This window comes from Xenorhabdus yunnanensis (assembly GCF_028598805.1).
In the GTDB taxonomy this organism is placed as follows: domain Bacteria; phylum Pseudomonadota; class Gammaproteobacteria; order Enterobacterales; family Enterobacteriaceae; genus Xenorhabdus; species Xenorhabdus yunnanensis.
In genome coordinates, this window is record NZ_JAQRFI010000021.1 from 37,184 (window position 1) to 60,563 (window position 23,380).

Sequence of the window (23,380 nt, forward strand, 5' to 3'; positions counted from 1 at the left end):
TAAATCACATGAAAACAGTGATAACGGAAACATTGTCATTTAGCCTACATCTCTAATTAGAGATGGAGTGTGGAATATCCGATGTTGAAACCGTTATCACTTATTTTTGTGTATTAAATAAGCTGAATTAAATTACTTTATGTGGGCCAAAACATTCATAATGGATATGTTGTTCATCAATGCCCATTGCCAACAATTGCTTGGCGATATGTTGCATGAAAGCCACGGGGCCGCAGAAATAGAATTGCATCCTTTCCACCATTATTGCGTCTTTCACAAGAGATAGATCCATAAGCCCGATGTGTTGATAATGAATGCCTTTCTGATCGGTATCTCTTGGTTCACGATACCAAACTTGTGAATACAAATTAGGCATGGATTCAGACATATCATTGACTTTATTGGCAAAAGCGTGGTAACCGCGATGTTCTGCTGCATGGAACCAATTTACTGAGCCAGTATGATGTTGGTTATGCAGATATTGCAGCATACTCATCATTGGGGTCAGACCAACCCCAGCAGAAATCAGTGTCACCGGCGTCTCAGCTTGCACGTCAAGGAAGAAATCACCGCGTGGCGCTGCCAACATCACGATATCCCCTTCCTGTACATTATCATGCATGTGATTTGAAACCTTGCCCTGAGATTCACGTTTAATGGCAATTTGATAACTGGTTCCATTTGGTGCGGCGGTCAGTGAATATTGGCGGATTTCACGGTTTTCAAATGCTGAATCTTCTATATAGATCCCCAAATATTGCCCTGGTTTGTAATCCATCACTTTGCCACCATCAACAGGGACAAACTCAAAGCTAGTGATGACTTCACTTTGTGGCTGTTTCCGGCTAACACGGAACTGACGTACATCACGCCAACCGCCTTCCAATGACTCACCGCTTTGATAAATTTCCTCTTCCCGATTGATAAATACACCAGCCAATACGTTGTAGGCTTTTCCCCAAGCGTCGAGAACTTCGTCACCGGGATGAAACATTTCATCAAGTGTCGCCAGAAGATGCGTACCTACAATTTGATAATGTTCAGGTTGAATGTTGAGGCTGGTATGTTTATGGGCAATTTTTTCTACGGCGGGCAATAGCGCTGACAGATTATCGATATTGGCAGCATATGCACAAAGGGCATTGAAAAGAGCTTCACGCTGATCACCATTGATCTGATGGCTCATATTAAAAATATCTTTTAATTCAGGATCATGCTTGAACATACGTTCATAAAAATGCGCAGTTAGCTTAGGACCTGTAGAAACAATTAATGGGATGGTGGATTTTATGGTTGCGATAACCTGACTGTCTAGCATGGGGAGCTCCTGAATTTTTCTCAAATGATGCCGAAGTTTATAAATTGCATTTTAAATGCAACTTATTGGGTTTGGGAATATGTCAATTTGAGAAAAGATAATCATATTGATTTAAATCAAAAAATTAGAATTTATATCACTATAAATCTCGATCAAGATCACAAATATCATTGATAAATCTGAAATCATTGGCTCAATACTAGGTCGTTCAGCTTCTAATGGGCTATTAATGCGCAATGCAAACGTTTGCGTAATTTGTTTTGTCAAGACTATCTCATTCGTTAAAAAGAGTTTACACTGTGTGACATTCTGGCCCTCAGGGGTATTTTTTAGAGATGTAGCTGAGTCAGGAGAACCAAATGTTAAAGCGTGAAATGAATATTGCGAATTACGATCCCGAACTGTGGCAAGCGATGGAACAGGAGGTTTGTCGTCAAGAAGAACACATTGAATTGATTGCTTCTGAAAACTACACCAGCCCAAGAGTTATGCAGGCTCAAGGATCTCAGCTCACTAACAAGTATGCGGAAGGCTATCCGGGTAAACGTTACTATGGTGGCTGTGAGTATGTCGATGTGGTTGAACAACTTGCGATTGACCGTGCAAAAGAGCTGTTTGGTGCAGATTATGCAAATGTCCAGCCGCACTCTGGTTCTCAGGCAAATGCTGCGGTGTATATGACATTGCTGAAACCCGGCGATACTGTTTTAGGGATGAATCTGGCGCACGGCGGCCACCTGACTCACGGCTCTCCAGTTAACTTCTCCGGTAAACTTTATAACATCGTTCCTTATGGTATTGATGACGCTGGCAAAATCGACTACGAAGATATTCGTACTCAGGCACAAAAACATCAGCCTAAAATGATCATCGGTGGTTTCTCTGCTTATTCCGGTATTGTTGATTGGGCGAAGATGCGTGAAATTGCCGATGAAATTGGTGCTTATCTGTTCGTTGACATGGCTCACGTGGCTGGTCTGGTAGCTGCTGGTGTTTATCCAAACCCTGTTCCCCATGCGCATGTTGTGACAACCACAACGCACAAAACTCTGGCTGGCCCGCGCGGTGGCTTGATTTTGGCGAAAGATGGCGATGAAGAATTTTACAAGAAACTGAATTCTTCTGTTTTCCCTGGTTCTCAGGGTGGCCCATTGATGCATGTTATTGCTGGTAAGGCAGTTGCATTGAAAGAAGCGATGGAGCCTGAATTTAAGGTTTACCAACATCAAGTCGCCAAGAACGCGAAAGAGATGGTAGAAGTATTCCTGCAACGTGGTTACAAAGTTGTTTCCGGGGAAACTGAAAATCATTTGTTCTTGCTGGATCTGGTGGATAAAAACATTACGGGTAAAGAGGCTGATGCGGCGTTGGGACGTGCCAATATCACTGTTAACAAAAACAGCGTGCCTAACGACCCACGTAGTCCATTCGTCACTTCTGGTATTCGTATCGGAACGCCTGCAATTACCCGTCGTGGCTTTAAGGAAGCTGAAACCCGCGAACTGGCAGGCTGGATGTGTGATGTGCTGGATAACATCAATGATGAAGCGACCATTGAAAGTGTTAAGCAAAAAGTATTGAATATCTGCGCAAAATATCCGGTTTACGCATAATTTAAAATAAAATGTAGTTTAGTACTAAGCCCGACTCATAACGTCAGTTTTGAGCGGGTTTTTTTGCATTAAAAAATGGGGGCATTTGGATGGTTGTTCCATCAACGTTTTGGCTAGGGTTAGGTTATTTCACCTATTTTTTCTCTTTTGGAATATTTTTACCTTTTTGGTCTGTCTGGTTAAAAGGTGAAGGTATTGAAGCTTCAATGATAGGAATATTGCTAGGTATTGGAATGGTTGCCCGTTTTATCGGTAGTCTGGTTATCTCTCCTACAGTAAAAGATCCTTCTAAATTAATTAAGGCACTGCGTTTCCTCTCATTGTTGGCATTACTTTTTGCCACTGGTTTTGTATTTGGTAGCCACTGGGCATGGCTTTTCTTTGTCATGGTAGGTTTCAACTTATTTTTCTCACCATTAGTGCCTTTATCAGATGCTTTGGCAGGAACATGGCAAAAACAATTTACGTTTGATTATGGCAAAGTAAGAGTTTGGGGATCGGTTGCATTTATTATTAGTTCTTCGTTAACAGGCATATTAATGTCTGCCAATGGGATAAATTTCTCAGTCAGTAGTTTGGATTTTGGTTGGAATATATCTTTTGACAGTTTAAATGACTGGATTGGCAGCGAATTATTTGGAACACATCGTCTTATTCTTGCTTTTTTGTTATTCAGTATCACAGCCATGCTACTGGGAATGATGTTGAAACCTTCTGTCATGCCGGTAGGTAAAATTAAGGCTGCAAATACGAATACTGTTTCTTTTAAAGAACTCTTATCCGAAAAATCAGTGTGGCAGTTTTTAGTATGCGTAACTTTATTGCAGGCTGCCCATGCGGGATACTACAGTTTTGGCTCCATTTATTGGGAGCAGGCAGGTTATTCCTCATCAACCATTGGTTATCTCTGGTCGTTGGGAGTTGTGGCGGAAGTTGTAATCTTTACTTTCAGCAAACAGCTATTCCGCCGTTGGAGTGCACGTAATTTGCTGCTGTTATCAGGAATTTGTGGTGTTATTCGTTGGGGATTAATGGGAATATCGACTGAATTATCAGTATTGATTATTATTCAAATCCTGCATTGTGGCACTTTTACTGTTTGCCATTTGGCTGCGATGCGTTTTATTGGTGCCAGAAAAGAAAACGAAATTATCCGGTTGCAGGCAACTTACTCTGCTTTAGCCATGGGAGGCGGTATTGCCGTCATGAGTATAATTGCTGGTTTCATGTATGAGCATATAGGAAGTGGCATATTTTGGGTTATGGCGTTGGTTGCGTTGCCAGCCCTGTTCCTGAGACCAAAAGTTGAAGCCCATGCACTTTCACACTGATTAAAAGCGAAGATAAGAAAACGGGCACCAAATAGGTGCCCTGAAAATAACATTGCTCAAATTATATTTACTTAATAATCAATGAATTAACGTTTCAGTGCTTCTGTCAATTCTTCACGCATTTCAGACAGAATGTCTTTAACGATACGTGGACTGCCCGCAACGATATTGCCGGAGTTGGTGTAGTTATGGCCGCCAACGAAATCAGTGATGATGCAACCTGATTCACGTACCAGCAGTTCACCGCCCATGAAATCCCACGGTTTCAGGCCAATTTCGAAGAAGCCATCTACGCGTCCCGCAGCAACATACGCCAAATCCAGTGCCGCAGAGCCAGTGCGACGAAAATCCGCACAGCGTTCAAATAATTTACCCAGCACATTCATATAAGGAATAGAGTGTTGCTTGGCTTTGAATGGGAAACCAGTTGCAAGGATAGTTCCATTCAGATCACGGGCATTGGCACCACGCAGACGGTAGCCGTTTAATTGAGCGCCTTGACCACGAGTTGCGCTGAACAGTTCATTGCGCATTGGATCGTAAACAACGGACACTTCAGTGCGGCCTTTAATACGCAAGGCAATCGAAACAGAAAAATGGGGAAGACGTTTAATAAAGTTGGTGGTGCCATCCAGTGGATCGATAACCCATTGGAAATCGTCTTCTTCGCCTAAGTGCTCACCACTTTCTTCGGTGATAATCGTATGCTTAGGGTAAGATTTGCGGATGATGTCAATGATCAGCTTTTCTGCTTCATGATCAACATTGGTGACGAAATCGTTACTGCCCTTTTGGCTTGCTTCAATGGCATCAGGAGTTTCGTAGCTTTTGGCAATGTAGTTGCCGGCTTTACGCGCAGCGCGTATAGCGATGTTTAACATCGGATGCATGGGGTATCTTCCACCAGAATTTTAAAGAACGAGAAACAAATCGGCGCGCATTATAGCAGTAGTTCGTCAAAATGACTAATGCTGTGTTAAGATATTCGGCTCTTATACTGAATTTAAAAGCCGTCATGTTAGAGAATATCCGCATTATTCTGGTAGAAACCTCCCATACGGGTAACATGGGATCAACAGCTAGGGCCATGAAAACGATGGGGTTGACCAATCTGTATCTGGTGAATCCTCTTGTCCAACCTGATTCTCACGCTATCGCACTTTCAGCCGGTGCAAGTGATGTTATCGGCAATGCAACGATTGTGAATACGTTGGATGAGGCATTGGCTGGGTGTGAGTTGGTCATTGGAACCAGTGCCCGTTCCCGAACCCTCTCTTGGCCAATGGTTGAGCCACGTGAATGTGGCGAGCGTTGTGTCAAAACTGCCAGTCACTCTCCGGTTGCCATTGTCTTTGGTCGTGAACGTGTAGGCTTGACTAACGAAGAGCTGCAGAAGTGTAATTATCACCTTTATATTCCAACCAACCCAGAATACGGTTCGTTGAATTTGGCTATGGCTGTTCAATTGGTTAGCTATGAAATTCGCATGGCACACCTTGCGGCTCAAGAACAGCCAGAAGAAGCAACGTCTCCAGAGCACGAGGCAGAGTATCCGCCTGTCGAAGATATGGAGCGTTTTTATCAGCATCTTGAGCAAGTATTGCACGAATCTGGCTTTATCCGCAAAGCACATCCGGGCCAGATAATGAATAAATTAAGACGCCTTTATACCCGTGCGCGGCCGGAAACCCAAGAACTGAATATCCTGCGTGGTATACTGACCTCTATGGAAAGGTGGGATAAAAAATAAACTGATGCGGTATGAAAAATACCAATGTGATCAAAAAATGCTGGTGTGATCAAAAAATATTGATGTGATCAAAAAATATAGCAGGAAGTGACAGAAAGAAATCGCTGGGAAACATAGCGGAAAGCCGTTGGAAAGCCGAAAGTAGACAGGTGAAAAAAGTAAAAGGCAGCCAAATAATAGTTGAGTAAATTACTTGGTTAAATAGTTGACTAAAATAGTCAGGAATGCCACAATTTTACCCATATTTCACCACGGAGTTTTTGTTATGAGACTGACATCAAAAGGACGTTATGCAGTAACAGCCATGCTAGATGTGGCGTTGCATTCACAAGAAGGGCCGGTGCCATTAGCCGACATTTCTGAACGTCAGGGAATTTCCCTTTCCTATCTTGAGCAGTTGTTTTCCCGCCTGCGTAAAAATGGTCTGGTTTCTAGCGTCCGTGGTCCAGGTGGCGGTTATTTATTGGGCAGAGATACCGGTAAAATTTTCGTTGCCGAAGTGATTTCAGCTGTTGATGAATCCGTTGATGCCACTCGTTGTCAGGGCAGGGAAGGCTGTCAAGGTGGCGATCGGTGTTTGACACATGCCTTGTGGCGTGACCTCAGTGATCGCATCACGAGTTTCCTGAGTAGCATCAGTTTAGAAGAATTAGTGAATAACCAAGAAGTATTAAATGTTGCTGATCGTCAAGACAGCGACAAGCGACGTACCAACGGTAGGTCTCAAGAGATGATTAACGTTAACCTGCGAGCGTAACCTTGCGGCAAATACAAATACTTGTGTGGCAATGAAAGTATTAAAAATGTCTTACGGAGCATGTGAGCAATGAAATTACCCATTTATTTGGACTATTCAGCAACAACACCAGTCGATCCACGTGTTGCTGAAAAGATGATGAACTATTTAACTATTGACGGGATCTTCGGTAATCCGGCTTCCCGTTCACATCGTTTTGGTTGGCAAGCTGAAGAAGCGGTTGATATTGCACGTAATCAAATTGCTGATTTGATTGGAGCAGACCCACGTGAAATCGTGTTTACTTCAGGTGCAACAGAATCAGATAACCTCGCAATTAAAGGTGCTGCAAAATTTTATCAGAAGAAAGGCAAGCACATCATCACCAGCAAAACTGAACACAAAGCGGTTTTAGATACTTGCCGCCAGCTGGAGCGCGAAGGTTTTGAGATCACTTATCTGGCGCCAATGAGCAATGGCATGATTGATCTGAAAGAGCTGGAAGCTACCATGCGCGAAGATACAATCCTGGTTTCCATCATGCACGTTAACAACGAAATCGGTATTGTTCAGGACATTATGACCATTGGCGAAATGTGCCGTAGCCGTGGCATTATTTTCCATGTTGATGCAACTCAAAGCGTTGGTAAATTGCCGATTGACATCAGCAAGCTGAAAGTTGATTTAATGTCTTTTTCTGCTCATAAACTTTATGGCCCGATGGGAATTGGTGCGCTGTATGTTCGCCGTAAACCGCGTGTGCGTATTGAAGCACAACAGCATGGTGGCGGTCATGAGCGCGGCATGCGTTCAGGTACATTGCCTGTTCATCAGATTGTTGGCATGGGTGAAGCTTACCGTATTGCGAAAGAAGAGCTGGAATCAGAGGCAGAACGTCTTCGTGGTTTGCGTCTGCGTTTGTGGAACGGCATCAAAGATATTGAAGAAGTTTACCTGAATGGTGATTTGGAACTGGGTGCGCCACACATTTTGAATGCCAGCTTCAACTATGTTGAAGGTGAATCATTGATGATGTCATTGAAAGATTTGGCGGTATCTTCCGGCTCAGCATGTACTTCAGCGAGTCTGGAGCCTTCTTATGTCCTGCGTGCACTGGGCATGAATGATGAACTGGCACACAGTTCTATTCGTTTCTCTTTGGGGCGTTTTACCACAGAAGAAGAAATAGACTATACAATCAAGTTGATTCACAACGCGATTGGTCACCTGCGCGATCTTTCTCCATTGTGGGAAATGTTCAAACAGGGTGTGGATATCAGCGCCATCGAATGGTCTCATCATTAATCAGACGGTTTCAGGAGTAACGACATGGCTTACAGCGACAAAGTAATTGATCACTATGAAAACCCACGTAATGTTGGTTCATTCGACAGCGAAGATCCTTCAGTGGGTAGTGGAATGGTAGGTGCGCCCGCTTGTGGTGACGTTATGCGACTGCAAATAAAAGTCAACGATGAAGGTATCATTGAAGACGCGCGTTTCAAAACCTATGGTTGTGGTTCTGCAATTGCATCCAGTTCTTTGGTAACAGAATGGATGAAAGGTAAATCATTGGAACAGGCTGAGGGGATTAAAAATACTCAGATTGCTGATGAATTGGAACTGCCACCAGTGAAAATCCATTGCTCTATTTTGGCAGAAGATGCTATCAAAGCCGCTATTGCTGATTACAAGAGCAAGCGCCAAGCCAAATAACGCTTTTCATAAAGAAAGAATTCGCAAAAAAGAATTCGTAAAAAGAAAATAATTCTGGTGGATATTGTAGCAATATCCACCTTTACTAGTTTTAAAGTGAGGTGTTGTATGTCAATTTCCCTGACAGAAAGTGCAGCCCAACGTATTTTGGCTTTTCTTGACAATCGAGGAAAAGGTGTAGGGTTGCGTTTGGGAGTGAGAACATCCGGCTGCTCTGGCATGGCATATGTACTTGAATTTGCTGATGAAATTAATGAAGAAGATCAAATTTTTGAAGATAAGGGCGTGAAAGTCATCATTGATGGTAAAAGCATCCTTTACCTTTATGGTACTGAGTTGGATTTTGTTAAAGAAGGCCTGAATGAAGGCTTTCAATTCAACAACCCCAATGTTTCCAGCGAATGCGGTTGTGGGGAAAGTTTCCACGTTTAATCCCATTTTTTGACCCTGCATTTTGCGAAACTATTTGTATTTGCAAAACAAGAGTAACTTATGGACTATTTTACTTTATTTGGGCTGCCCACACGTTATGCGATTGATCGTGAACAGTTGGCGACCCGCTATCAGGAATTGCAACGCCAGTTTCATCCTGATCGTTTTGCTAACCAGCCAGAACGTGAAAAAACGCTGGCACTTCAACAAGCTACTACTATCAATGACGGTTATCAGACACTAAAACATCCCTTGAAACGTGCTGAATACATGCTATCTCAGCAGGGATTCGATCTATCCAACGAACAGCACACGATGCAAGATACGGCTTTCCTGATGCAGCAGTTGGAATTACGTGAAGAGCTTGATGCCATTGAACATAGCGTGGATCCAGAAACAGCATTGAACGATTTTTCATCTCGCTTGAATAAAATGATTAAAACGCGTAGTGAGCAGATGGAACAGCAATTAAATGCTGCCGAATGGTCAATTTCAGCCGATATAGTCCGTAAATTACGCTTTCTGGATAAATTACAGCAGCAGGTTGAACAACTGGAAGAACGGTTATTAGATGACTTTTAGCAGACTTTTAACTGAATCATATTGTTCAGAATAACTTTTGGCTGAATGGATTTCAGTTGAATAGATTTCGGCTGATATAGACTTCGGATGATATAGATTTATAGGGGCACACATGGCTTTATTACAAATCAGCGAACCTGGTTTATCTGCCGTACCGCACCAGCGTCGGCTGGCTGCGGGGATTGATCTTGGTACAACTCACTCTTTGGTTGCGACTGTCCGCAGCGGTCAGGCTGAAACATTGGCAGACAGTGATAACCGTCACTTGCTTCCCTCTGTTGTACAATATTGTCAAGAAGACATTCTGGTCGGTTGGCAGGCGCGTCAGCAAGCTGCATCTGATCCTGTCAATACTGTCAGCTCTGTCAAGCGTATGATGGGACGCTCTTTGGCGGACATTCAAAAACGTTATCCCAACCTGCCATATCAGCTTCAGGCAAGTGAAAATGGTTTGCCATTGATCAATACCGTAGTGGGGTTAGTAGATCCTATTCAGGTTTCTTCTGAAATATTGAAATCGTTGACACAACGGGCAGAAGAAACCTTGGATGGTAAACTTGATGGTGTCGTGATCACAGTTCCTGCTTATTTTGACGATGCACAGCGTCAGGGTACTAAAGACGCTGCTCGCTTAGCTGGCTTGCATGTTCTCCGCCTCTTGAATGAACCTACTGCGGCTGCCGTTGCCTATGGCCTTGACTCCGGTCAGGAAGGTGTGATCGCCGTTTACGATCTTGGTGGCGGAACATTCGATGTCTCCATTCTCTGCCTTAGCCGGGGAGTGTTTGAAGTACTGGCAACAGGGGGAGATACCGCTCTCGGTGGAGATGATTTTGATTTGCTGTTGGCAAATTGGATACGTGATCAGGCTGGAATCAGCGATAACAACCACAAATTGCAGCGTCAGTTGTTGGATATTGCCACTCAAGCCAAAATTGCCTTGAGTGAGGCAGATCGGGCAGAAATAAGCATTGCTGACTGGCAGGGTAGTATTACCCGCTCCGAATTTAATGAATTGATTACTTCTTTGGTCAAACGCACATTACTCTCCTGCCGTCGGGCACTGAAAGATGCGGGCGTAACAACTAATGAGATTTTGCAGGTCGTCATGGTTGGCGGTTCAACGCGAGTTCCGTTGGTGCGTACTATGGTAGGCGAATTTTTTGGCCGTGATCCGCTGACTTCTATCGATCCAGACAAAGTTGTCGCTGTTGGCGCTGCAATTCAGGCCGATATTCTGGTAGGCAACAAACCAGACAGCGAAATGCTGTTACTTGATGTTATCCCGCTGTCACTTGGTTTGGAGACAATGGGAGGGCTGGTGGAAAAAGTCATTCCACGTAATACCACTATTCCTGTTGCAAAAGCGCAAGAATTTACCACTTTCAAAGATGGTCAAAGCGCGATGAGCATTCATGTGGTGCAAGGCGAGAGGGAATTGGTCAATGATTGCCGTTCACTGGCGCGTTTCACACTGCGTGGTATTCCGCCATTACCGGCTGGTGGAGCACACATTCGTGTGACCTTTCAGGTCGATGCGGATGGTCTGTTAAGCGTTAGCGCACTGGAAAAATCCACGGGCGTTGAAGCCTCCATTCAGGTGAAACCTTCCTATGGTTTGTCGGATCAAGAAATCGCTCACATGCTCAAAGATTCCATGACTAATGCACAGGAAGATATCCGGGCACGTAAATTGGCTGAACAGAAAGTCGAAGCGGCCCGGGTGCTGGAAAGTTTAACCAGTGCATTAGAAAAAGATGCGGATTTACTGACTCAAGAAGAACAAACGGCCATTGATGCTGCCGCACAAGTATTAATTGAAAGTGCTCAGGGGGCATCCCCTGATGCGATTGAAAGTGCAATTAAACAATTGGACAAACAAACGCAGGAATTTGCAGCACGCCGTATGGACACATCAATCCGCCGGGCTTTGGCGGGTCATTCTGTGGATGAGATTTAATTATGCCTAAAATTGTATTTTTACCTCATAACGAACTTTGCCCTGAAGGGGCAGTATTGGACGCTAAGGAAGGCGAGTCAATTTTGGATGTTGCATTACGCAATGGCATTGAAATTGAACATGCTTGTGAAAAGTCCTGTGCGTGTACCACTTGCCACTGTATCGTCAGAGAAGGCTTTGATTCATTGGAAGAAAGCACTGAACTGGAAGATGATATGCTGGATAAGGCATGGGGGCTGGAGCCGGAAAGCCGATTGAGTTGCCAGACCAAAGTTACCGATGAGGATTTAGTCGTTGAAATCCCTAAATACACCATTAACCATGCACGTGAACACTGACAGGAGAACGGAAAATGAAATGGTCTGACTGTCGTGAGATCGGCGAAGCGTTGTATGATAAATTTCCTGATTTAGATCCTAAAACAGTGCGTTTCACCGACATGCATGAATGGATTTGTGAGCTGGATGGTTTTGATGATGATCCACAGAAATCCAATGAAAAAATATTAGAAGCTATTTTGTTAGTATGGTTGGATGAATACGAGTAGTGCGAAATTTGCCTAAGAAAAAATAGCGCAAGCTCACCGATCCTTGCTCAATAACTTGGCATAGTCTGCATTTAATGGAAAACTGGCAATCGCCAGTTTTTTTATATCAATAAACCCTTACTGTGAAACAGTGAGCGATGTGACACAGTGAACAAATAAGATAAGAAGTGAGAAAAAATGACAAAGCAAATCATGCCCATAACACTGTCTTATGAGCCAGCTAGCGCTTGCTGGGGTGAAAGAGCATTAATTAGTTCAAGCGAGCAGGGAATCACTATCCATTTGGAAGGCAATGGAAAGCTGGGTGCAATTCAACGCGCTGGACGTAAAATTGATGGGCAAGGAATTCGCAATATTGCTTTAGTGGGTGATGGTTGGGATCTGGAAAAAAGTTGGGCATTCTGGTTGGGTTTCCGTTCACCTAAGGGCTTGCGCACAATTGAGTGGCCGCAATTATCCGCGACGGAAAAACAAGAACTGGAAAGAAGGATCAAATTCATTGATTGGGTACGTGATACCATCAACCTTCCGGCAGAAGATTTGGGGCCAGAACAGCTTGCCCAGAGAGCGATTAATTTGCTGGCTGATGTAGCGGGAGATGCCGTTAGTTATCAAATCATCAAAGGAAATGAATTGCATGAACAAGGATATGCCGGGGTGCATACTGTCGGTCGAGGCTCTTCCCGTGATCCTGTGTTCTTGGCCTTAGATTTCAATCCGACAAAAGATGCAAAAGCATCTGTTTTTGCCTGCTTGGTTGGTAAAGGCATTACCTTCGATTCCGGTGGATACAGTATCAAACCTTCGAATTTCATGGATTCCATGAAATCAGACATGGGTGGCTCTGCGACATTAACGGGAGCGCTGGCACTGGCAATCAGCCGTGGATTGAAACATCGCGTAAAACTATTTTTGAGCATCGCTGATAACATGGTGAGTGGTAATGCTTTCAAATTGGGAGATATAATTCATTACCGCAACGGCAAAACGGTTGAAGTGATGAACACGGATGCGGAAGGTCGTCTGGTTCTGGCTGATGGTTTGATTGATGCCAGCGCGGAAAAAGCGCAACTTATTATTGATGCTGCCACCTTGACTGGTGCAGCGAAAATAGCAGTAGGCAATGATTACCATTCAGTACTGAGCTTTGATGATCAATTGGTATCTGACTTAATGGTAGCGGCAGATAATGAAAATGAATTATTCTGGCGCTTACCTCTGGCGGAATTCCATCGTAGCCAACTACCCTCCAATTTTGCTGATCTGAATAATATTGCGTCACCCGCACATTCGGCAGGAGCAAGCACAGCAGCAGCGTTCTTGTCTCACTTTGTAGAAAATTACAAAAAAGGTTGGGTACATATCGATTGTTCAGCGACTTACCGTAAATCATCTGTTGAACAATGGTCTGCGGGTGCAACAGGCTATGGTGTGCGCACGATTGCTAATTTATTGCTGGCAAAAGCAAAATAATGAAATAAATTAAAAATAGCTATTCTTAATAGCTCCTCTTATGGGGAGCTATTGTTGAAATTTTTAATGGTTTTTACTTCAATTCAAATAGTATTAACTCAAACAATATTTATTTAAACAACATTGTTCGGAGATTTTCATGAGTTTATCAAATGGGCCTATCTCTACCGAAATAAAGGTTCCTAGCGGAAGCCGTATTACTCTGAGTCAGCCAGAAGAACAGCCAGCTAAGCTTATTGAGTCACTGATTGATTTATTCAAACAGCATAAATCTGTTCGGCGAGCTTTTTTAGTCATGGCCCATGATAAAAATATGGATGAAAAACCCAATTTGTTAATTGGTTTGGAATTCAGTGCGACATTGACAGACAGTGAGATTAATTTCTTGATTCAAGAAGCAGGTGAATTGGCTTGCGAATATCTCGATGAAGACGAATCTGTCGATTTCTGCTTGCTGGATGAAAAAGAACGAGGTATTAGCCATTACTTGATTCAGCATACTCAACCTTTTTATCAGCGTAAACTAGGTAGTTGGTTGCGTGATACCATTCCTGTTGTCAATCAATAGTGCTTGATTTTGTAACATGGCGCTATTTTTCACCAATTTTACTCCATGGTTTTTATGATCTACTTTTTTGCGATCTACTTTCCTTGTAATTTGATAATGCTTGCTAAACGAATATTGCGAGGGGTATCGAAAATCGGCAAGAACATGGGGTATAAATATAAGACGCATTTCTCTTTGATCAGAAATTTAGTTATTTTTTCTACCCTTTAGTTATGTGAGTTAAGAAGTACCATAATGAACATCCAAAAAAGAATATTCCGGCATATCCGGTAAATTGATAAGGATTATGGTTATGTATCAACGACAATTGTGGCAATGGGTGATAAGGAGAAAGCGATATCTGGCAGTGATGTTCGCCATGTTATTTTCACTATTCGCGCTATCTGGATGTGATCAATCCGAAAACCCTGAAAAAGATAAGCTGCACTCATCATTATCTCAAAATAGCAACTCTCAAGATGCAACAGCTAAATCAGAAGCATCGACGGATAAAGTTGCGGAATCTAAATCCACAGAATCCAAGCTTGTGAAGTCTAAGGCCGAGGAACCTAATGCTACGGAATCTATAATAGATATCAGAATGCTAGCAAAACGCTATGCAGGTAAAGATGTCACCATCTTGGATGCTTCCGAACTGCAATTGGATGGTGCCAGCGCAATGGTGGTGACATTCTCCGTTCCTCTTGAGCCTAACCAGGATTTCTCACAAAAAATGCACCTTGTTGATGTGAAATCGGGAAAATTGGATGGTGCATGGGAGCTTTCCAATAACCAAATGGAACTCAGATTGCGCCATTTACCGCCTTCCCGTGAATTACGATTGACGGTTGATGAAGGTATAAAAGGTATCAATGAACGTCGATTGACAACGGGTTATCAGAAAAAATTTAATACAGCGCCTGTCACTCCTACCGTTGGCTTTGCCAGCAAAGGCTTATTGCTACCCAGTAAGGCAGCAGAAGGGTTACCTGTTCTGGCCCTCAATGTTGATCGCGTAGATGTTAATTTTTTCCGTATCAAGGATGGAGCATTGCCTTCATTTATCGCCGACTGGCAATACCGCAGTAACATGAGTTATTGGAACTCCAAGGAATTACTGCAAGAAACTGAATTAGTCTATACAGGGCGTTTTGATCTCAACCCTATCGTCAATACCCGTGAAAAAATATTGCTGCCACTCAGTAATATCAAAGAACTGCAAAAAGATGGTGTTTATCTGGCAGTTATGCAGCAGGCGGGAAAATATACCTATAGTAATCCAATTACCCTGTTCACATTGAGTGATATTGGCGTCTCCATGCACAGTTATCTGAACAGGATTGATGTCTTTACCCAATCACTGGAACAAGGCTCTAGTTTGAAAGGCGTTGAAGTTCGTTTATTGGATGCCAAAGGGCAACCAGTGGCAAAAGCGACGACAGATAACGATGGACATGCTTCGCTTGAAAAAAGTGACAAAGCGAGATTATTACTGGCAACCCAGAATGGACATACCAGTATGATCGATTTGGATTCACCGGCATTGGATCTCTCTGAATTTGATATTGGCGGGCCGCAAGGATATAGCAAACAGTTTTTCGTATTCGGTCCAAGAGATCTTTATCGACCAGGAGAAACATTGATCGTTAATGGCTTACTGCGTGATGCTGATGGTCACCCGCTTAAATCACAGCCAGTTAAAGTGGATGTATTGAAAGCAGATAACCAGGTTGTTCGCAGTTTTGTCTGGCAAGCGGAAAACGGTTTGTACCAATATCGTTACTCAATTCCTCGCGAGGCGGAAACAGGGATGTGGTCACTGCGATTTGACTTAGGTGATAACGCGCCACGATATTACAAATTTAACGTTGAAGATTTCATGCCTGAACGAATGGCACTTGAGATTAAAGGAAACGTTAATAATCAGCCTGTATTGACCGATGAAAATGTTGAATTCGCCATAACAGGTCGTTACTTGTATGGTGCTCCTGCTGCTGATAATCGTTTGCAAGGGCAATTGTTCCTGCGTCCTGCCCGTAATGCCGTGGCAAAATTATCGGGATACGAATTTGGCGCTGTAAAAGAAACTGATTTGAGGCGGACACTGGATGAATTTGACTTAACCTTAGACAGTGAAGGGAAAACCAACCTTTCTGTCAGCAATAGTAACTGGAAATCCGTCGCATCTCCGGTGACAGTCATTGTACAGGCCAGTTTGCTGGAGTCTGGAGGGCGTCCAGTGACCCGCCGGGCTGAACAGGCTGTCTGGCCTGCTGAAAAATTGGTTGGTGTACGCCCGTTGTTCAATAAGAAGGTAATTTATAATTACCGCACTGGTCGTGATGAAAACCGCTATAACGTGGATGAAAATTCACTGGCAGAATTTGAAATAGTTTATGTGGATGCCAGTGGTAAAAAATATGCTGCGTCAGAATTAAGAGCGCGTTTGATATATGAACGTCGTGATTACTATTGGCGTTGGTCTGATAGTACTGGTTGGGATTCGGGTTATGACCAGAAAGATTTGGTAATGGCTGATGAACATGTTCAGACTGCGGAAAATGGTACAGCTAAAATCAGTTTCCCTGTGGATTGGGGAGCTTATCGAATTGAAGTTGTCAATCCACAAAATCAACTCGTTACAAGCTTAAATTTCTGGGCGGGTTATTCATGGCAGGATAATACTGGAGGTACTGGGGCAGTACGTCCGGATCAAGTCAAGTTGTCACTAGATAAACCTGCCTATAAACCGGGCGAGAAAGTGAAAGTGCGCTTGGTTGCACCACAAGAGGGTAAAGGTTATTTGTTGGTGGAATCCAGTGATGGTCCGTTGTGGTGGCAGGAAATAGATGTTCCAGAAAAAGGTTTGGATATTGAGATTCCTATTAATCAGGCGTGGGCACGCCTGCTGTACAACTCCTTGAAGCCTATGGGGCCAAACGATTTACGGCTAATTTACACAATGTGGGAACGAAACTGCGCTTCCCATTGGGCAGTGAACCGAATTTATCCCTTATTTTAGGAGGGACTGCCGCTCGTATGGATGAGTTGGTCTCGGCATACAGTGCTTTTGCCCGTCAGGGAAAAGTATCTCCACTGCGTTTTACACCGCAACAAAAAGTACGGGACAGACAATTATTCTCTGCCGGGGCGGCTTGGATTGTCAGAAGGATTATGGCTGGAGAAGGACGCCCTCAACCCGATAATATTTTACCCGCCAGTGTTCCTCTGGCATGGAAAACAGGCACAAGCTATGGCTATAGAGATGCATGGGCAATTGGTCTGAATGCGCGTTATACCATAGGCGTATGGGTCGGCAGACCAGATGGAACTCCTGTTATTGGTCAGTTTGGGTATGCCACAGCGATACCAATCATGAATCAAATTAATGGATTGTTAATAGAGAATTTGCGTTATAGCTCAATGCGTATTCCTATTGATCCTCGACCAGCCAGTGTCACGCAAGCAACCATTTGCTGGCCGAGCGGAACTATCCTGTCCCAAGGTAGCAATAAAGGTAGCAATAACTGTCGGCAGCGTCGCCTGAGCTGGATTTTGGATCATACGATTCCCCCGACACTATCTGCCGTGGAACAGGAAGGTATTTCAGGGATCAACGAACGGATATGGCTGGATAAAAATGGCTTGCGTGTTGCTCCTGATTGCCCTGATGCCCATCCTGAAACGATAAGCCTGTGGCCAATCTCGTTAGAAGCATGGTTACCCGTTAACGAACGCCGTGCAAATCGGCTTCCTCCCATGAATCAACAATGTCCACCCATGAAAATGGATGAAGCACCATTATTGATTATTGGCGTTCGTGAAGGAGAAGTGTTGAAGCGTATTCCGGGTAAAAAGGATTTGGACTTGCGGATTACGACACAAGGAGGCAGTGGTAAACAATGGTGGTTTTTGAATGGTGAGCAAGTTACCGTGACAAAAAACAACCAATCTTGGAGCAAGACTTTATCACAACCAGGTAAATATCAGCTCAGTGTTTTGGATTTGAGTGGACAAATCAGCGCAATCAATTTTGTGTTGAAGTGATTCAGGCACTGTTTTTGGCATTAAACTTTTTTGACATTAAATTTCCTATAAATAATTTTATTAAAAACATGGCGTTAGCCATGTTTTTTGTTTCTGCATGTAATTTATTTCATGTTTAGAGGTAAAAAATTATTGTTTTACAATAATTATTGATTATAATTTGATCCAGGCTCAAAAATGGATAATATGCATAATGCACACTTCAAAACTCACACGAATGACGACACTTAGTTTGGTGATGTCTAAATTATCGTTATTGATTATTATTGCAGTGATGGTGGCGAATGTTCTTAGCTGGCTGGAACCAAAATTAATTCTGGAAAAATATGGATTGGAGTTTGCCCTGACTGGGAGAATATTATCACATTTTGATAGGGACACTTTTAGTGCATGGAAGTTAATGGGAGGAATATTGATATCGACCATCCCACTATTATCGTTAGTTGGTAGTTTTTGGGCTTTTTATCGATTGTTCGGCAATTATAGAAAAGGTGATTATTTCTCTAAGGGTACGGTTAAATATTTAGAATACGCAGGTTGGGGAGTGGTTTTATGGAGTATCTTAGATATTTTGTGTGAGCCTCTATTAACGTTGTGGTTAACAATGTCTGCGCCAGTAGGTGAACGCTTTTTTTCATTTAGTTTAACTTCCAGCCATTTTGTTGCGATTTTCATTTCAGTTTGTCTGACTGTTATCTCGCGTATTCTTTATCAAGCATGTGATATATATGAAGAAAACCAGAGTATTTTATAGGAGATACCGTGGCAATTCTTATTAATCTTGACGTGATCATGGCAAAACGTAAGGTTAAATCTAAAGACTTAGCTCTAGCCATTGGTATTACTGAACAGAATCTTTCTCTGCTGAAAACAGGGAAAATTAAAGGTATTAGATTTTCTACTCTGAATGCCATTTGTCAATATTTGGATTGCCAACCTGGGGATATATTGGAATTTAAAGAAGATTAGCCAGTGATTCAATCATTATACCCAATAGATTGGGAGATTAATTAAACGTCAACAGTGAGGAAATAAAGTGAAATATTTTTCATATGTTTTATTGCTGGGTGCATTTTATATTCCTGTATCTTTTGCTGATAGATCAGTTACAGGTGTTAAACATAACCAAGAGCCTACCCAACAGGGAGCTTTGATAAAATGTACAGATTTATTACCCACAGACCGTAAATATACCATTAGCATTATTGGTACATTGGATAAAACAACCAAAGATACTAATGAGCGACTAAAGGGGGAACTTAAAGTTTCTGATGAAACTAATAAACCGTTAAACAAGGAAATGACCGATGTGGTTAAACCTTTTGTTCAATGTGTCACAGATACGGTTTTGTAATTGATATTTAGTTAAAAAACACCAATTCAATGATCTTGATCAGAATGCCTATTTAGGATTTATTCGCCTGAGTAGGCATTATTTTATAGAATCAACAAGGTAAGAGAAAATAACACACAGTGCAGATATTTTATCCAATATTAAGGTTAAATATCGGTAAAGCAGTTTAACTTGACGGATGTAATCAAGCAAAAATGTGATTTATGCTAAAAAATGATAATTTTCGCTAAGAAAGTTTTAATAAAATGTTGTGTTTTTTGTAGGCAAGCAGAAAGTCTCCTCCTATAATCAACGCCTATTTTTATTCCTGTCAGATATCAGATACAGGGTAGAGCTGTCCCTCCGATTTTGTTTGGGGCGCAAAAATTACAATAAATCATCGCTGAAAGTGCCAAAGAGGTTACCCAATGACAATTGAACGTACTTTTTCCATTATTAAACCCAACGCAGTTAAGAAAGATGTTATCGGTTCTATCTATGCTCGCTTTGAAAGCGCAGGGTTTAAAATCATCGCGGCCAAAATGCTGCATTTGACTCGCGAGCAGGCGGAAGGTTTTTATGCTGAACACAAAGGCCGCCCTTTCTTTGATGGTCTGGTGGAGTTCATGACTTCTGGCCCAATTATGGTACAAGTTCTGGAAGGTGAGAATGCGGTTCAACGTCACCGTGATCTGATGGGCGCCACTAATCCTGATAATGCCTTGGCAGGTACTCTGCGTGCAGACTATGCAGACAGCTTTACTGAAAATGCGGTTCACGGTTCAGACTCTGTTGAATCTGCAATCCGCGAGATTGCTTACTTTTTCAGTGATGATGAAGTTTTTCCTCGCTTTTAAAGCCCTTAGCTACATGTGGCATCTAAGTAGCATATAAACAGTAAAGTTTGTACAATGATGCGCCCCACTGATTTGATTCAGCGGGGCGTTTATTATTTTATTTCAATGTCCATTCAATTTGGCCCGAATGCAACTTGGCCTAAAAAGAGAATGATCATTGAATTGGCAGTTACCGCATGAAAACTTAGTGCTGAAATCAGATCAGCATAGAGCCGAAAGTGTAACAACGAGGCGATGTAAAAATGTCCCAACTTAACGAAACCGTATCACCTGAAACCTCCGCTGTATCCGTCATGCCTGAAAAGAAAAACGGTAAAATCAATTTGTTCGACCTTAACCGTAAACAAATGCGTCAATTCTTTATCGATATGGGAGAAAAACCTTTTCGTGCCGATCAGGTCATGAAATGGATTTACCATTATTGCTATGACGATTTCGAACTGATGACCGATATTAACAAAGTGCTCCGGGCAAAATTGCAACAAGTTGCTGAAATCAAAGCACCAGAAGTTGCAGAAGAGCAACGCTCCTCTGATGGCACTATAAAATGGGCGATTACTGTAGGTGATCAACAGGTTGAAACGGTTTATATCCCAGAAGATGATCGCGCGACACTGTGTGTTTCATCTCAGGTGGGGTGTGCTTTAGAATGTAAATTTTGTTCTACCGCTCAGCAGGGCTTTAACCGCAACCTGCGAGTCTCTGAAATTATTGGTCAAGTCTGGCGTGCCGCCAAGATTATCGGATCACTGAAATCCAGTGGTCGTCGTCCCATAACCAACGTGGTGATGATGGGAATGGGAGAACCATTGCTCAATTTGAACAATGTCGTGCCAGCTATGGAAATCATGATGGATGACTTTGGTTTTGGTCTGTCAAAACGCCGAGTGACATTGTCAACGTCCGGTGTCGTTCCTGCACTGGATAAACTGGGTGATATGATCGATGTTGCACTGGCAATTTCCTTGCATGCACCTACTGACGACGTTCGTGACGAAATCGTACCCATTAACCGCAAGTACAATATTGAAGAGTTTCTGGCCAGCGTGCGTCGTTACCTGACAAAATCTAATGCGAATCAGGGACGTGTTACGGTGGAATATGTAATGCTTGATCATGTCAATGACAGCGTTGAACAGGCCCATCAATTGGCGGAATGCCTGAAAGATACCCCTAGCAAGATCAACCTGATTCCGTGGAACCCGTTCCCGGGCGCACCTTATGGACGCAGTTCGAACAGCCGAATCGATCGTTTTTCCAAAGTCCTGATGGGATATGGTTTTACGACCATCGTGCGTAAAACGAGGGGAGATGATATTGATGCCGCATGTGGGCAGCTTGCCGGTGATGTGATTGATAGAACAAAACGAACACTGAAAAAACGTCTGACAGGTGAACCTATTCAGGTAAAAGCAGTCTAATTTTCTGTTTAATATCGATTAATGGCTAAAAATCTGGCGAAGTTTGACATAATCTTATAAATGAAAATGGTATGATACGGAAATCAATAATTTGGACTATAGTTTGTTTTAGCCTGTTAACGGGATGTGTGGAACCAGCAACGCATCGCACTCATCAGGTTGTTGCCATAGATACACGATTGCAGCTAGGGAGGGCTTATTTGTCGGAACGAAATTTACCGGCCGCTAAATATCATTTTCAAAAAGTCTTGCTGGCGCAGCCTCTTCATTCAGAAGCACATCTAGGCATGGCATTGCATGAACAATATGCAGACCGACCAGAAACCGCCAGTCAGCACTATAGAATGGCTATGCAGTATACGGCTGGAAGTGATACTGTAGTGCATCACTACTATATTTTTCTTTGTGAACAAAAGCAGTATGAAAAAGCGGAGCAATTGATCGCGGAAAATATGAAAAATAGCACAAGCCGTTATAGCTGTGATAGATGATTTTCTATGTTCGACGCAGTCGTTAGATGATTTCACTACACAAATTAAGTGATGTGTTCTATTAATTTAATTTGTGTAAATTCTTTAAACCCAGAACAGTACCAGTGTCCCTAGCTAATAATGAAGACTGAAACTTACCCAGAAGAAGCCAATCTGACAATAGGTCAGATTTTGCGTCAGGCTCGTGAAAAGCATGAGCTTTCTCAGCAAACTGTGGCAGATCGCTTGTGTCTTAAACTGTCCACTGTTCGTGATATTGAAGAAGATAATATCCCGTCAAATATTTCACCGACATTTTTGCGTGGGTATATTCGTGCCTATGCAAAATTGGTTCAAGTACCTGAGTCTGAAATCTTGAGTGTTTTGGATAAACAGATGCCATCCAAGGCTATAAAAACGTCTCCTATGCAAAGTTTTTCAGCAGGGAAAAAACGCAAGAAGCGTGATGGTTGGTTAATGAAGATAACTTGGTTTGTTATCATTTTCCTATTAGGAATGACAGTCTTGTGGTGGTGGCAGGACTATAAAGCACAACAAACAGCACAGTCTCCAATATCTGAACAATCTGGTGCCAAGAGTGCTCAGGTAGCAAACTCTGAAAAGAGTTCGGAAGCTCCAGGCACGGGAGGGGATAATGTATCCGCTCCTGCTAAAGACAGCCAATCCGGAGTGTCTTCCCAAGATAATGCATCCCAAGGAAAAACGTCACCAGCAGAAATAAATGGTACGGTAGTAGACAGAAATGTAAGCAGCAATGTCCCTCCGGTATCTTCCACATCTAAAGCAGAGTCATTGCCCGTTAATCAACCGGCAACAAATGCAACATCAGAAAATCTGGTTTCTGCCACTAATGCAGAGGCGAAAAATTCTGTTGTAAGTCCATCATCGGCTGATGTGAATAATATCAGTGCGGTGAGCAACAATGAATTAGTCGTGAATTTCAAAGGGAGAAGCTGGCTGCAAGTCACCGATTCTAAAGGCAAGGTGTTGTTCAGCGGCATCAAAAAGAAAGGTAATAGCCTGAAATTTTCCGGTAAATCACTTTACTCATTGACGATTGGCGTGCCTGCTGAGGTTGAGGTTCTGTACCAGGGAAAACCAGTGGATCTGAGTGCATTTGTGAAGAAAAATGTCACTGCCAAATTGCAACTGAAATAAACTCCTTAAATTTGGGCGAACATTGAATAAGAATTCATGTTTGCCTGTGTGTATTATTTATCACAGCG

The 23,380-nt window shown here is 42.7% G+C and carries 22 protein-coding genes and 2 pseudogenes; 22 read left to right on the forward strand and 2 right to left on the reverse strand.

Annotation, left to right across the window (positions count from 1 at the left end; all coding sequences use genetic code 11):
- Positions 1-127: 127 nt before the first annotated feature.
- Complete coding sequence (gene hmpA / locus PSI23_RS10605) at positions 128-1,333, reverse strand: NO-inducible flavohemoprotein (protein WP_273555084.1); 1,206 nt, start codon at positions 1,331-1,333, stop codon at positions 128-130.
- Positions 1,334-1,677: 344 nt separating this feature from the next.
- On the opposite strand from hmpA, the gene glyA reads away from it, so the two are divergent.
- Together glyA and PSI23_RS10615 are read left to right on the forward strand one after the other, a co-directional pair.
- Complete coding sequence (gene glyA / locus PSI23_RS10610) at positions 1,678-2,931, forward strand: serine hydroxymethyltransferase (RefSeq protein WP_273555052.1); 1,254 nt, start codon at positions 1,678-1,680, stop codon at positions 2,929-2,931.
- Between the two features lie 89 nt (positions 2,932-3,020).
- Positions 3,021-4,262: a 3-phenylpropionate MFS transporter gene (locus PSI23_RS10615; protein ID WP_273555053.1), complete on the forward strand. Its 1,242-nt coding sequence runs from the start codon at positions 3,021-3,023 to the stop codon at positions 4,260-4,262.
- Positions 4,263-4,348: 86 nt separating this feature from the next.
- Here PSI23_RS10615 and suhB read toward each other — a convergent pair whose 3' ends face one another.
- On the reverse strand, positions 4,349-5,152 hold the full coding sequence (gene suhB / locus PSI23_RS10620) for an inositol-1-monophosphatase (RefSeq protein ID WP_273555054.1): 804 nt from the start codon (positions 5,150-5,152) through the stop codon (positions 4,349-4,351).
- 125 nt (positions 5,153-5,277) lie between these two features.
- Between suhB and trmJ the strand changes: the two genes are divergently transcribed.
- The 20 genes and pseudogenes from trmJ to rodZ all read left to right on the forward strand — a co-directional run bounded on the left by trmJ (position 5,278) and on the right by rodZ (position 23,312).
- Positions 5,278-6,012, forward strand: a complete 735-nt coding sequence (gene trmJ, locus PSI23_RS10625; RefSeq protein ID WP_273555055.1) for a tRNA (cytosine(32)/uridine(32)-2'-O)-methyltransferase TrmJ — start codon at positions 5,278-5,280, stop codon at positions 6,010-6,012.
- A 265-nt stretch (positions 6,013-6,277) separates the two neighbouring features.
- A complete protein-coding gene (gene iscR, locus PSI23_RS10630) occupies positions 6,278-6,769 on the forward strand; it encodes a Fe-S cluster assembly transcriptional regulator IscR (RefSeq protein WP_273555056.1) in 492 nt (163 codons plus the stop codon).
- A gap of 69 nt (positions 6,770-6,838) precedes the next feature.
- On the forward strand, positions 6,839-8,053 hold the full coding sequence (locus PSI23_RS10635) for an IscS subfamily cysteine desulfurase (RefSeq protein WP_273555057.1): 1,215 nt from the start codon (positions 6,839-6,841) through the stop codon (positions 8,051-8,053).
- Between the two features lie 24 nt (positions 8,054-8,077).
- Entirely contained in the window at positions 8,078-8,464 is a 387-nt protein-coding gene (gene iscU / locus PSI23_RS10640) for a Fe-S cluster assembly scaffold IscU (RefSeq protein ID WP_273555058.1), read from the forward strand.
- A 108-nt stretch (positions 8,465-8,572) separates the two neighbouring features.
- The gene (gene iscA, locus PSI23_RS10645) at positions 8,573-8,896 is read left to right on the forward strand and encodes an iron-sulfur cluster assembly protein IscA (RefSeq protein ID WP_273555059.1); all 324 of its coding nucleotides are present in this window, start codon (positions 8,573-8,575) and stop codon (positions 8,894-8,896) included.
- 60 nt (positions 8,897-8,956) lie between these two features.
- On the forward strand, positions 8,957-9,478 hold the full coding sequence (hscB, locus tag PSI23_RS10650) for a co-chaperone HscB (RefSeq protein ID WP_273555060.1): 522 nt from the start codon (positions 8,957-8,959) through the stop codon (positions 9,476-9,478).
- Positions 9,479-9,590: 112 nt separating this feature from the next.
- Positions 9,591-11,438 (forward strand): Fe-S protein assembly chaperone HscA, encoded by a 1,848-nt coding sequence (hscA, locus tag PSI23_RS10655; protein WP_273555061.1) that lies wholly within the window; start codon positions 9,591-9,593, stop codon positions 11,436-11,438.
- A gap of 2 nt (positions 11,439-11,440) precedes the next feature.
- Positions 11,441-11,776: an ISC system 2Fe-2S type ferredoxin gene (gene fdx, locus PSI23_RS10660; RefSeq protein WP_047962953.1), complete on the forward strand. Its 336-nt coding sequence runs from the start codon at positions 11,441-11,443 to the stop codon at positions 11,774-11,776.
- Between the two features lie 14 nt (positions 11,777-11,790).
- Positions 11,791-11,985: a Fe-S cluster assembly protein IscX gene (gene iscX, locus PSI23_RS10665; protein WP_273555062.1), complete on the forward strand. Its 195-nt coding sequence runs from the start codon at positions 11,791-11,793 to the stop codon at positions 11,983-11,985.
- A gap of 177 nt (positions 11,986-12,162) precedes the next feature.
- Entirely contained in the window at positions 12,163-13,458 is a 1,296-nt protein-coding gene (gene pepB, locus PSI23_RS10670; RefSeq protein ID WP_273555063.1) for an aminopeptidase PepB, read from the forward strand.
- Between the two features lie 139 nt (positions 13,459-13,597).
- Complete coding sequence (locus PSI23_RS10675; protein ID WP_273555064.1) at positions 13,598-14,026, forward strand: enhanced serine sensitivity protein SseB C-terminal domain-containing protein; 429 nt, start codon at positions 13,598-13,600, stop codon at positions 14,024-14,026.
- Positions 14,027-14,318: 292 nt separating this feature from the next.
- A pseudogene (locus PSI23_RS10680) lies at positions 14,319-16,949 on the forward strand (alpha-2-macroglobulin family protein); the annotation flags it as partial.
- Positions 16,910-18,052, forward strand: a pseudogene (locus tag PSI23_RS10685) (penicillin-binding protein 1C); the annotation flags it as partial. The pseudogenes PSI23_RS10680 and PSI23_RS10685, both read left to right, overlap by 40 nt.
- Before the next feature lie 193 nt (positions 18,053-18,245).
- Positions 18,246-18,806 carry a DUF2975 domain-containing protein gene (locus PSI23_RS10690; RefSeq protein WP_273555065.1) on the forward strand — a complete coding sequence of 187 codons (561 nt, stop codon included), beginning with the start codon at positions 18,246-18,248 and terminating at the stop codon, positions 18,804-18,806.
- 8 nt (positions 18,807-18,814) lie between these two features.
- On the forward strand, positions 18,815-19,021 hold the full coding sequence (locus tag PSI23_RS10695; RefSeq protein ID WP_086109981.1) for a helix-turn-helix domain-containing protein: 207 nt from the start codon (positions 18,815-18,817) through the stop codon (positions 19,019-19,021).
- 67 nt (positions 19,022-19,088) lie between these two features.
- On the forward strand, positions 19,089-19,406 hold the full coding sequence (locus PSI23_RS10700; RefSeq protein ID WP_273555066.1) for a hypothetical protein: 318 nt from the start codon (positions 19,089-19,091) through the stop codon (positions 19,404-19,406).
- Between the two features lie 407 nt (positions 19,407-19,813).
- Complete coding sequence (ndk, locus tag PSI23_RS10705) at positions 19,814-20,242, forward strand: nucleoside-diphosphate kinase (RefSeq protein ID WP_273555067.1); 429 nt, start codon at positions 19,814-19,816, stop codon at positions 20,240-20,242.
- Positions 20,243-20,484: 242 nt separating this feature from the next.
- A complete protein-coding gene (rlmN, locus tag PSI23_RS10710; RefSeq protein ID WP_273555068.1) occupies positions 20,485-21,663 on the forward strand; it encodes a dual-specificity RNA methyltransferase RlmN in 1,179 nt (392 codons plus the stop codon).
- A gap of 128 nt (positions 21,664-21,791) precedes the next feature.
- A complete protein-coding gene (locus tag PSI23_RS10715; RefSeq protein WP_273555069.1) occupies positions 21,792-22,154 on the forward strand; it encodes a fimbrial assembly protein in 363 nt (120 codons plus the stop codon).
- Between the two features lie 120 nt (positions 22,155-22,274).
- Complete coding sequence (rodZ, locus tag PSI23_RS10720) at positions 22,275-23,312, forward strand: cytoskeleton protein RodZ (protein WP_273555070.1); 1,038 nt, start codon at positions 22,275-22,277, stop codon at positions 23,310-23,312.
- Positions 23,313-23,380: the final 68 nt, after the last annotated feature.

What these genes read in the sequence shown, in the direction of transcription:
- glyA (WP_273555052.1), top strand. Translation starts at nt 1,678, where the DNA reads ATGTTAAAGCGTGAAATGAATATTGCGAATTACGATCCCGAACTGTGG.
- PSI23_RS10615 (WP_273555053.1), top strand. Translation starts at nt 3,021, where the DNA reads ATGGTTGTTCCATCAACGTTTTGGCTAGGGTTAGGTTATTTCACCTAT.
- suhB (WP_273555054.1), bottom strand. Translation starts at nt 5,152, where the DNA reads ATGCATCCGATGTTAAACATCGCTATACGCGCTGCGCGTAAAGCCGGC.
- trmJ (WP_273555055.1), top strand. Translation starts at nt 5,278, where the DNA reads ATGTTAGAGAATATCCGCATTATTCTGGTAGAAACCTCCCATACGGGT.
- iscR (WP_273555056.1), top strand. Translation starts at nt 6,278, where the DNA reads ATGAGACTGACATCAAAAGGACGTTATGCAGTAACAGCCATGCTAGAT.
- PSI23_RS10635 (WP_273555057.1), top strand. Translation starts at nt 6,839, where the DNA reads ATGAAATTACCCATTTATTTGGACTATTCAGCAACAACACCAGTCGAT.
- iscU (WP_273555058.1), top strand. Translation starts at nt 8,078, where the DNA reads ATGGCTTACAGCGACAAAGTAATTGATCACTATGAAAACCCACGTAAT.
- iscA (WP_273555059.1), top strand. Translation starts at nt 8,573, where the DNA reads ATGTCAATTTCCCTGACAGAAAGTGCAGCCCAACGTATTTTGGCTTTT.
- hscB (WP_273555060.1), top strand. Translation starts at nt 8,957, where the DNA reads ATGGACTATTTTACTTTATTTGGGCTGCCCACACGTTATGCGATTGAT.
- hscA (WP_273555061.1), top strand. Translation starts at nt 9,591, where the DNA reads ATGGCTTTATTACAAATCAGCGAACCTGGTTTATCTGCCGTACCGCAC.
- fdx (WP_047962953.1), top strand. Translation starts at nt 11,441, where the DNA reads ATGCCTAAAATTGTATTTTTACCTCATAACGAACTTTGCCCTGAAGGG.
- iscX (WP_273555062.1), top strand. Translation starts at nt 11,791, where the DNA reads ATGAAATGGTCTGACTGTCGTGAGATCGGCGAAGCGTTGTATGATAAA.
- pepB (WP_273555063.1), top strand. Translation starts at nt 12,163, where the DNA reads ATGACAAAGCAAATCATGCCCATAACACTGTCTTATGAGCCAGCTAGC.
- PSI23_RS10675 (WP_273555064.1), top strand. Translation starts at nt 13,598, where the DNA reads ATGAGTTTATCAAATGGGCCTATCTCTACCGAAATAAAGGTTCCTAGC.
- PSI23_RS10690 (WP_273555065.1), top strand. Translation starts at nt 18,246, where the DNA reads ATGCACACTTCAAAACTCACACGAATGACGACACTTAGTTTGGTGATG.
- ndk (WP_273555067.1), top strand. Translation starts at nt 19,814, where the DNA reads ATGACAATTGAACGTACTTTTTCCATTATTAAACCCAACGCAGTTAAG.
- rlmN (WP_273555068.1), top strand. Translation starts at nt 20,485, where the DNA reads ATGTCCCAACTTAACGAAACCGTATCACCTGAAACCTCCGCTGTATCC.
- rodZ (WP_273555070.1), top strand. Translation starts at nt 22,275, where the DNA reads ATGAAGACTGAAACTTACCCAGAAGAAGCCAATCTGACAATAGGTCAG.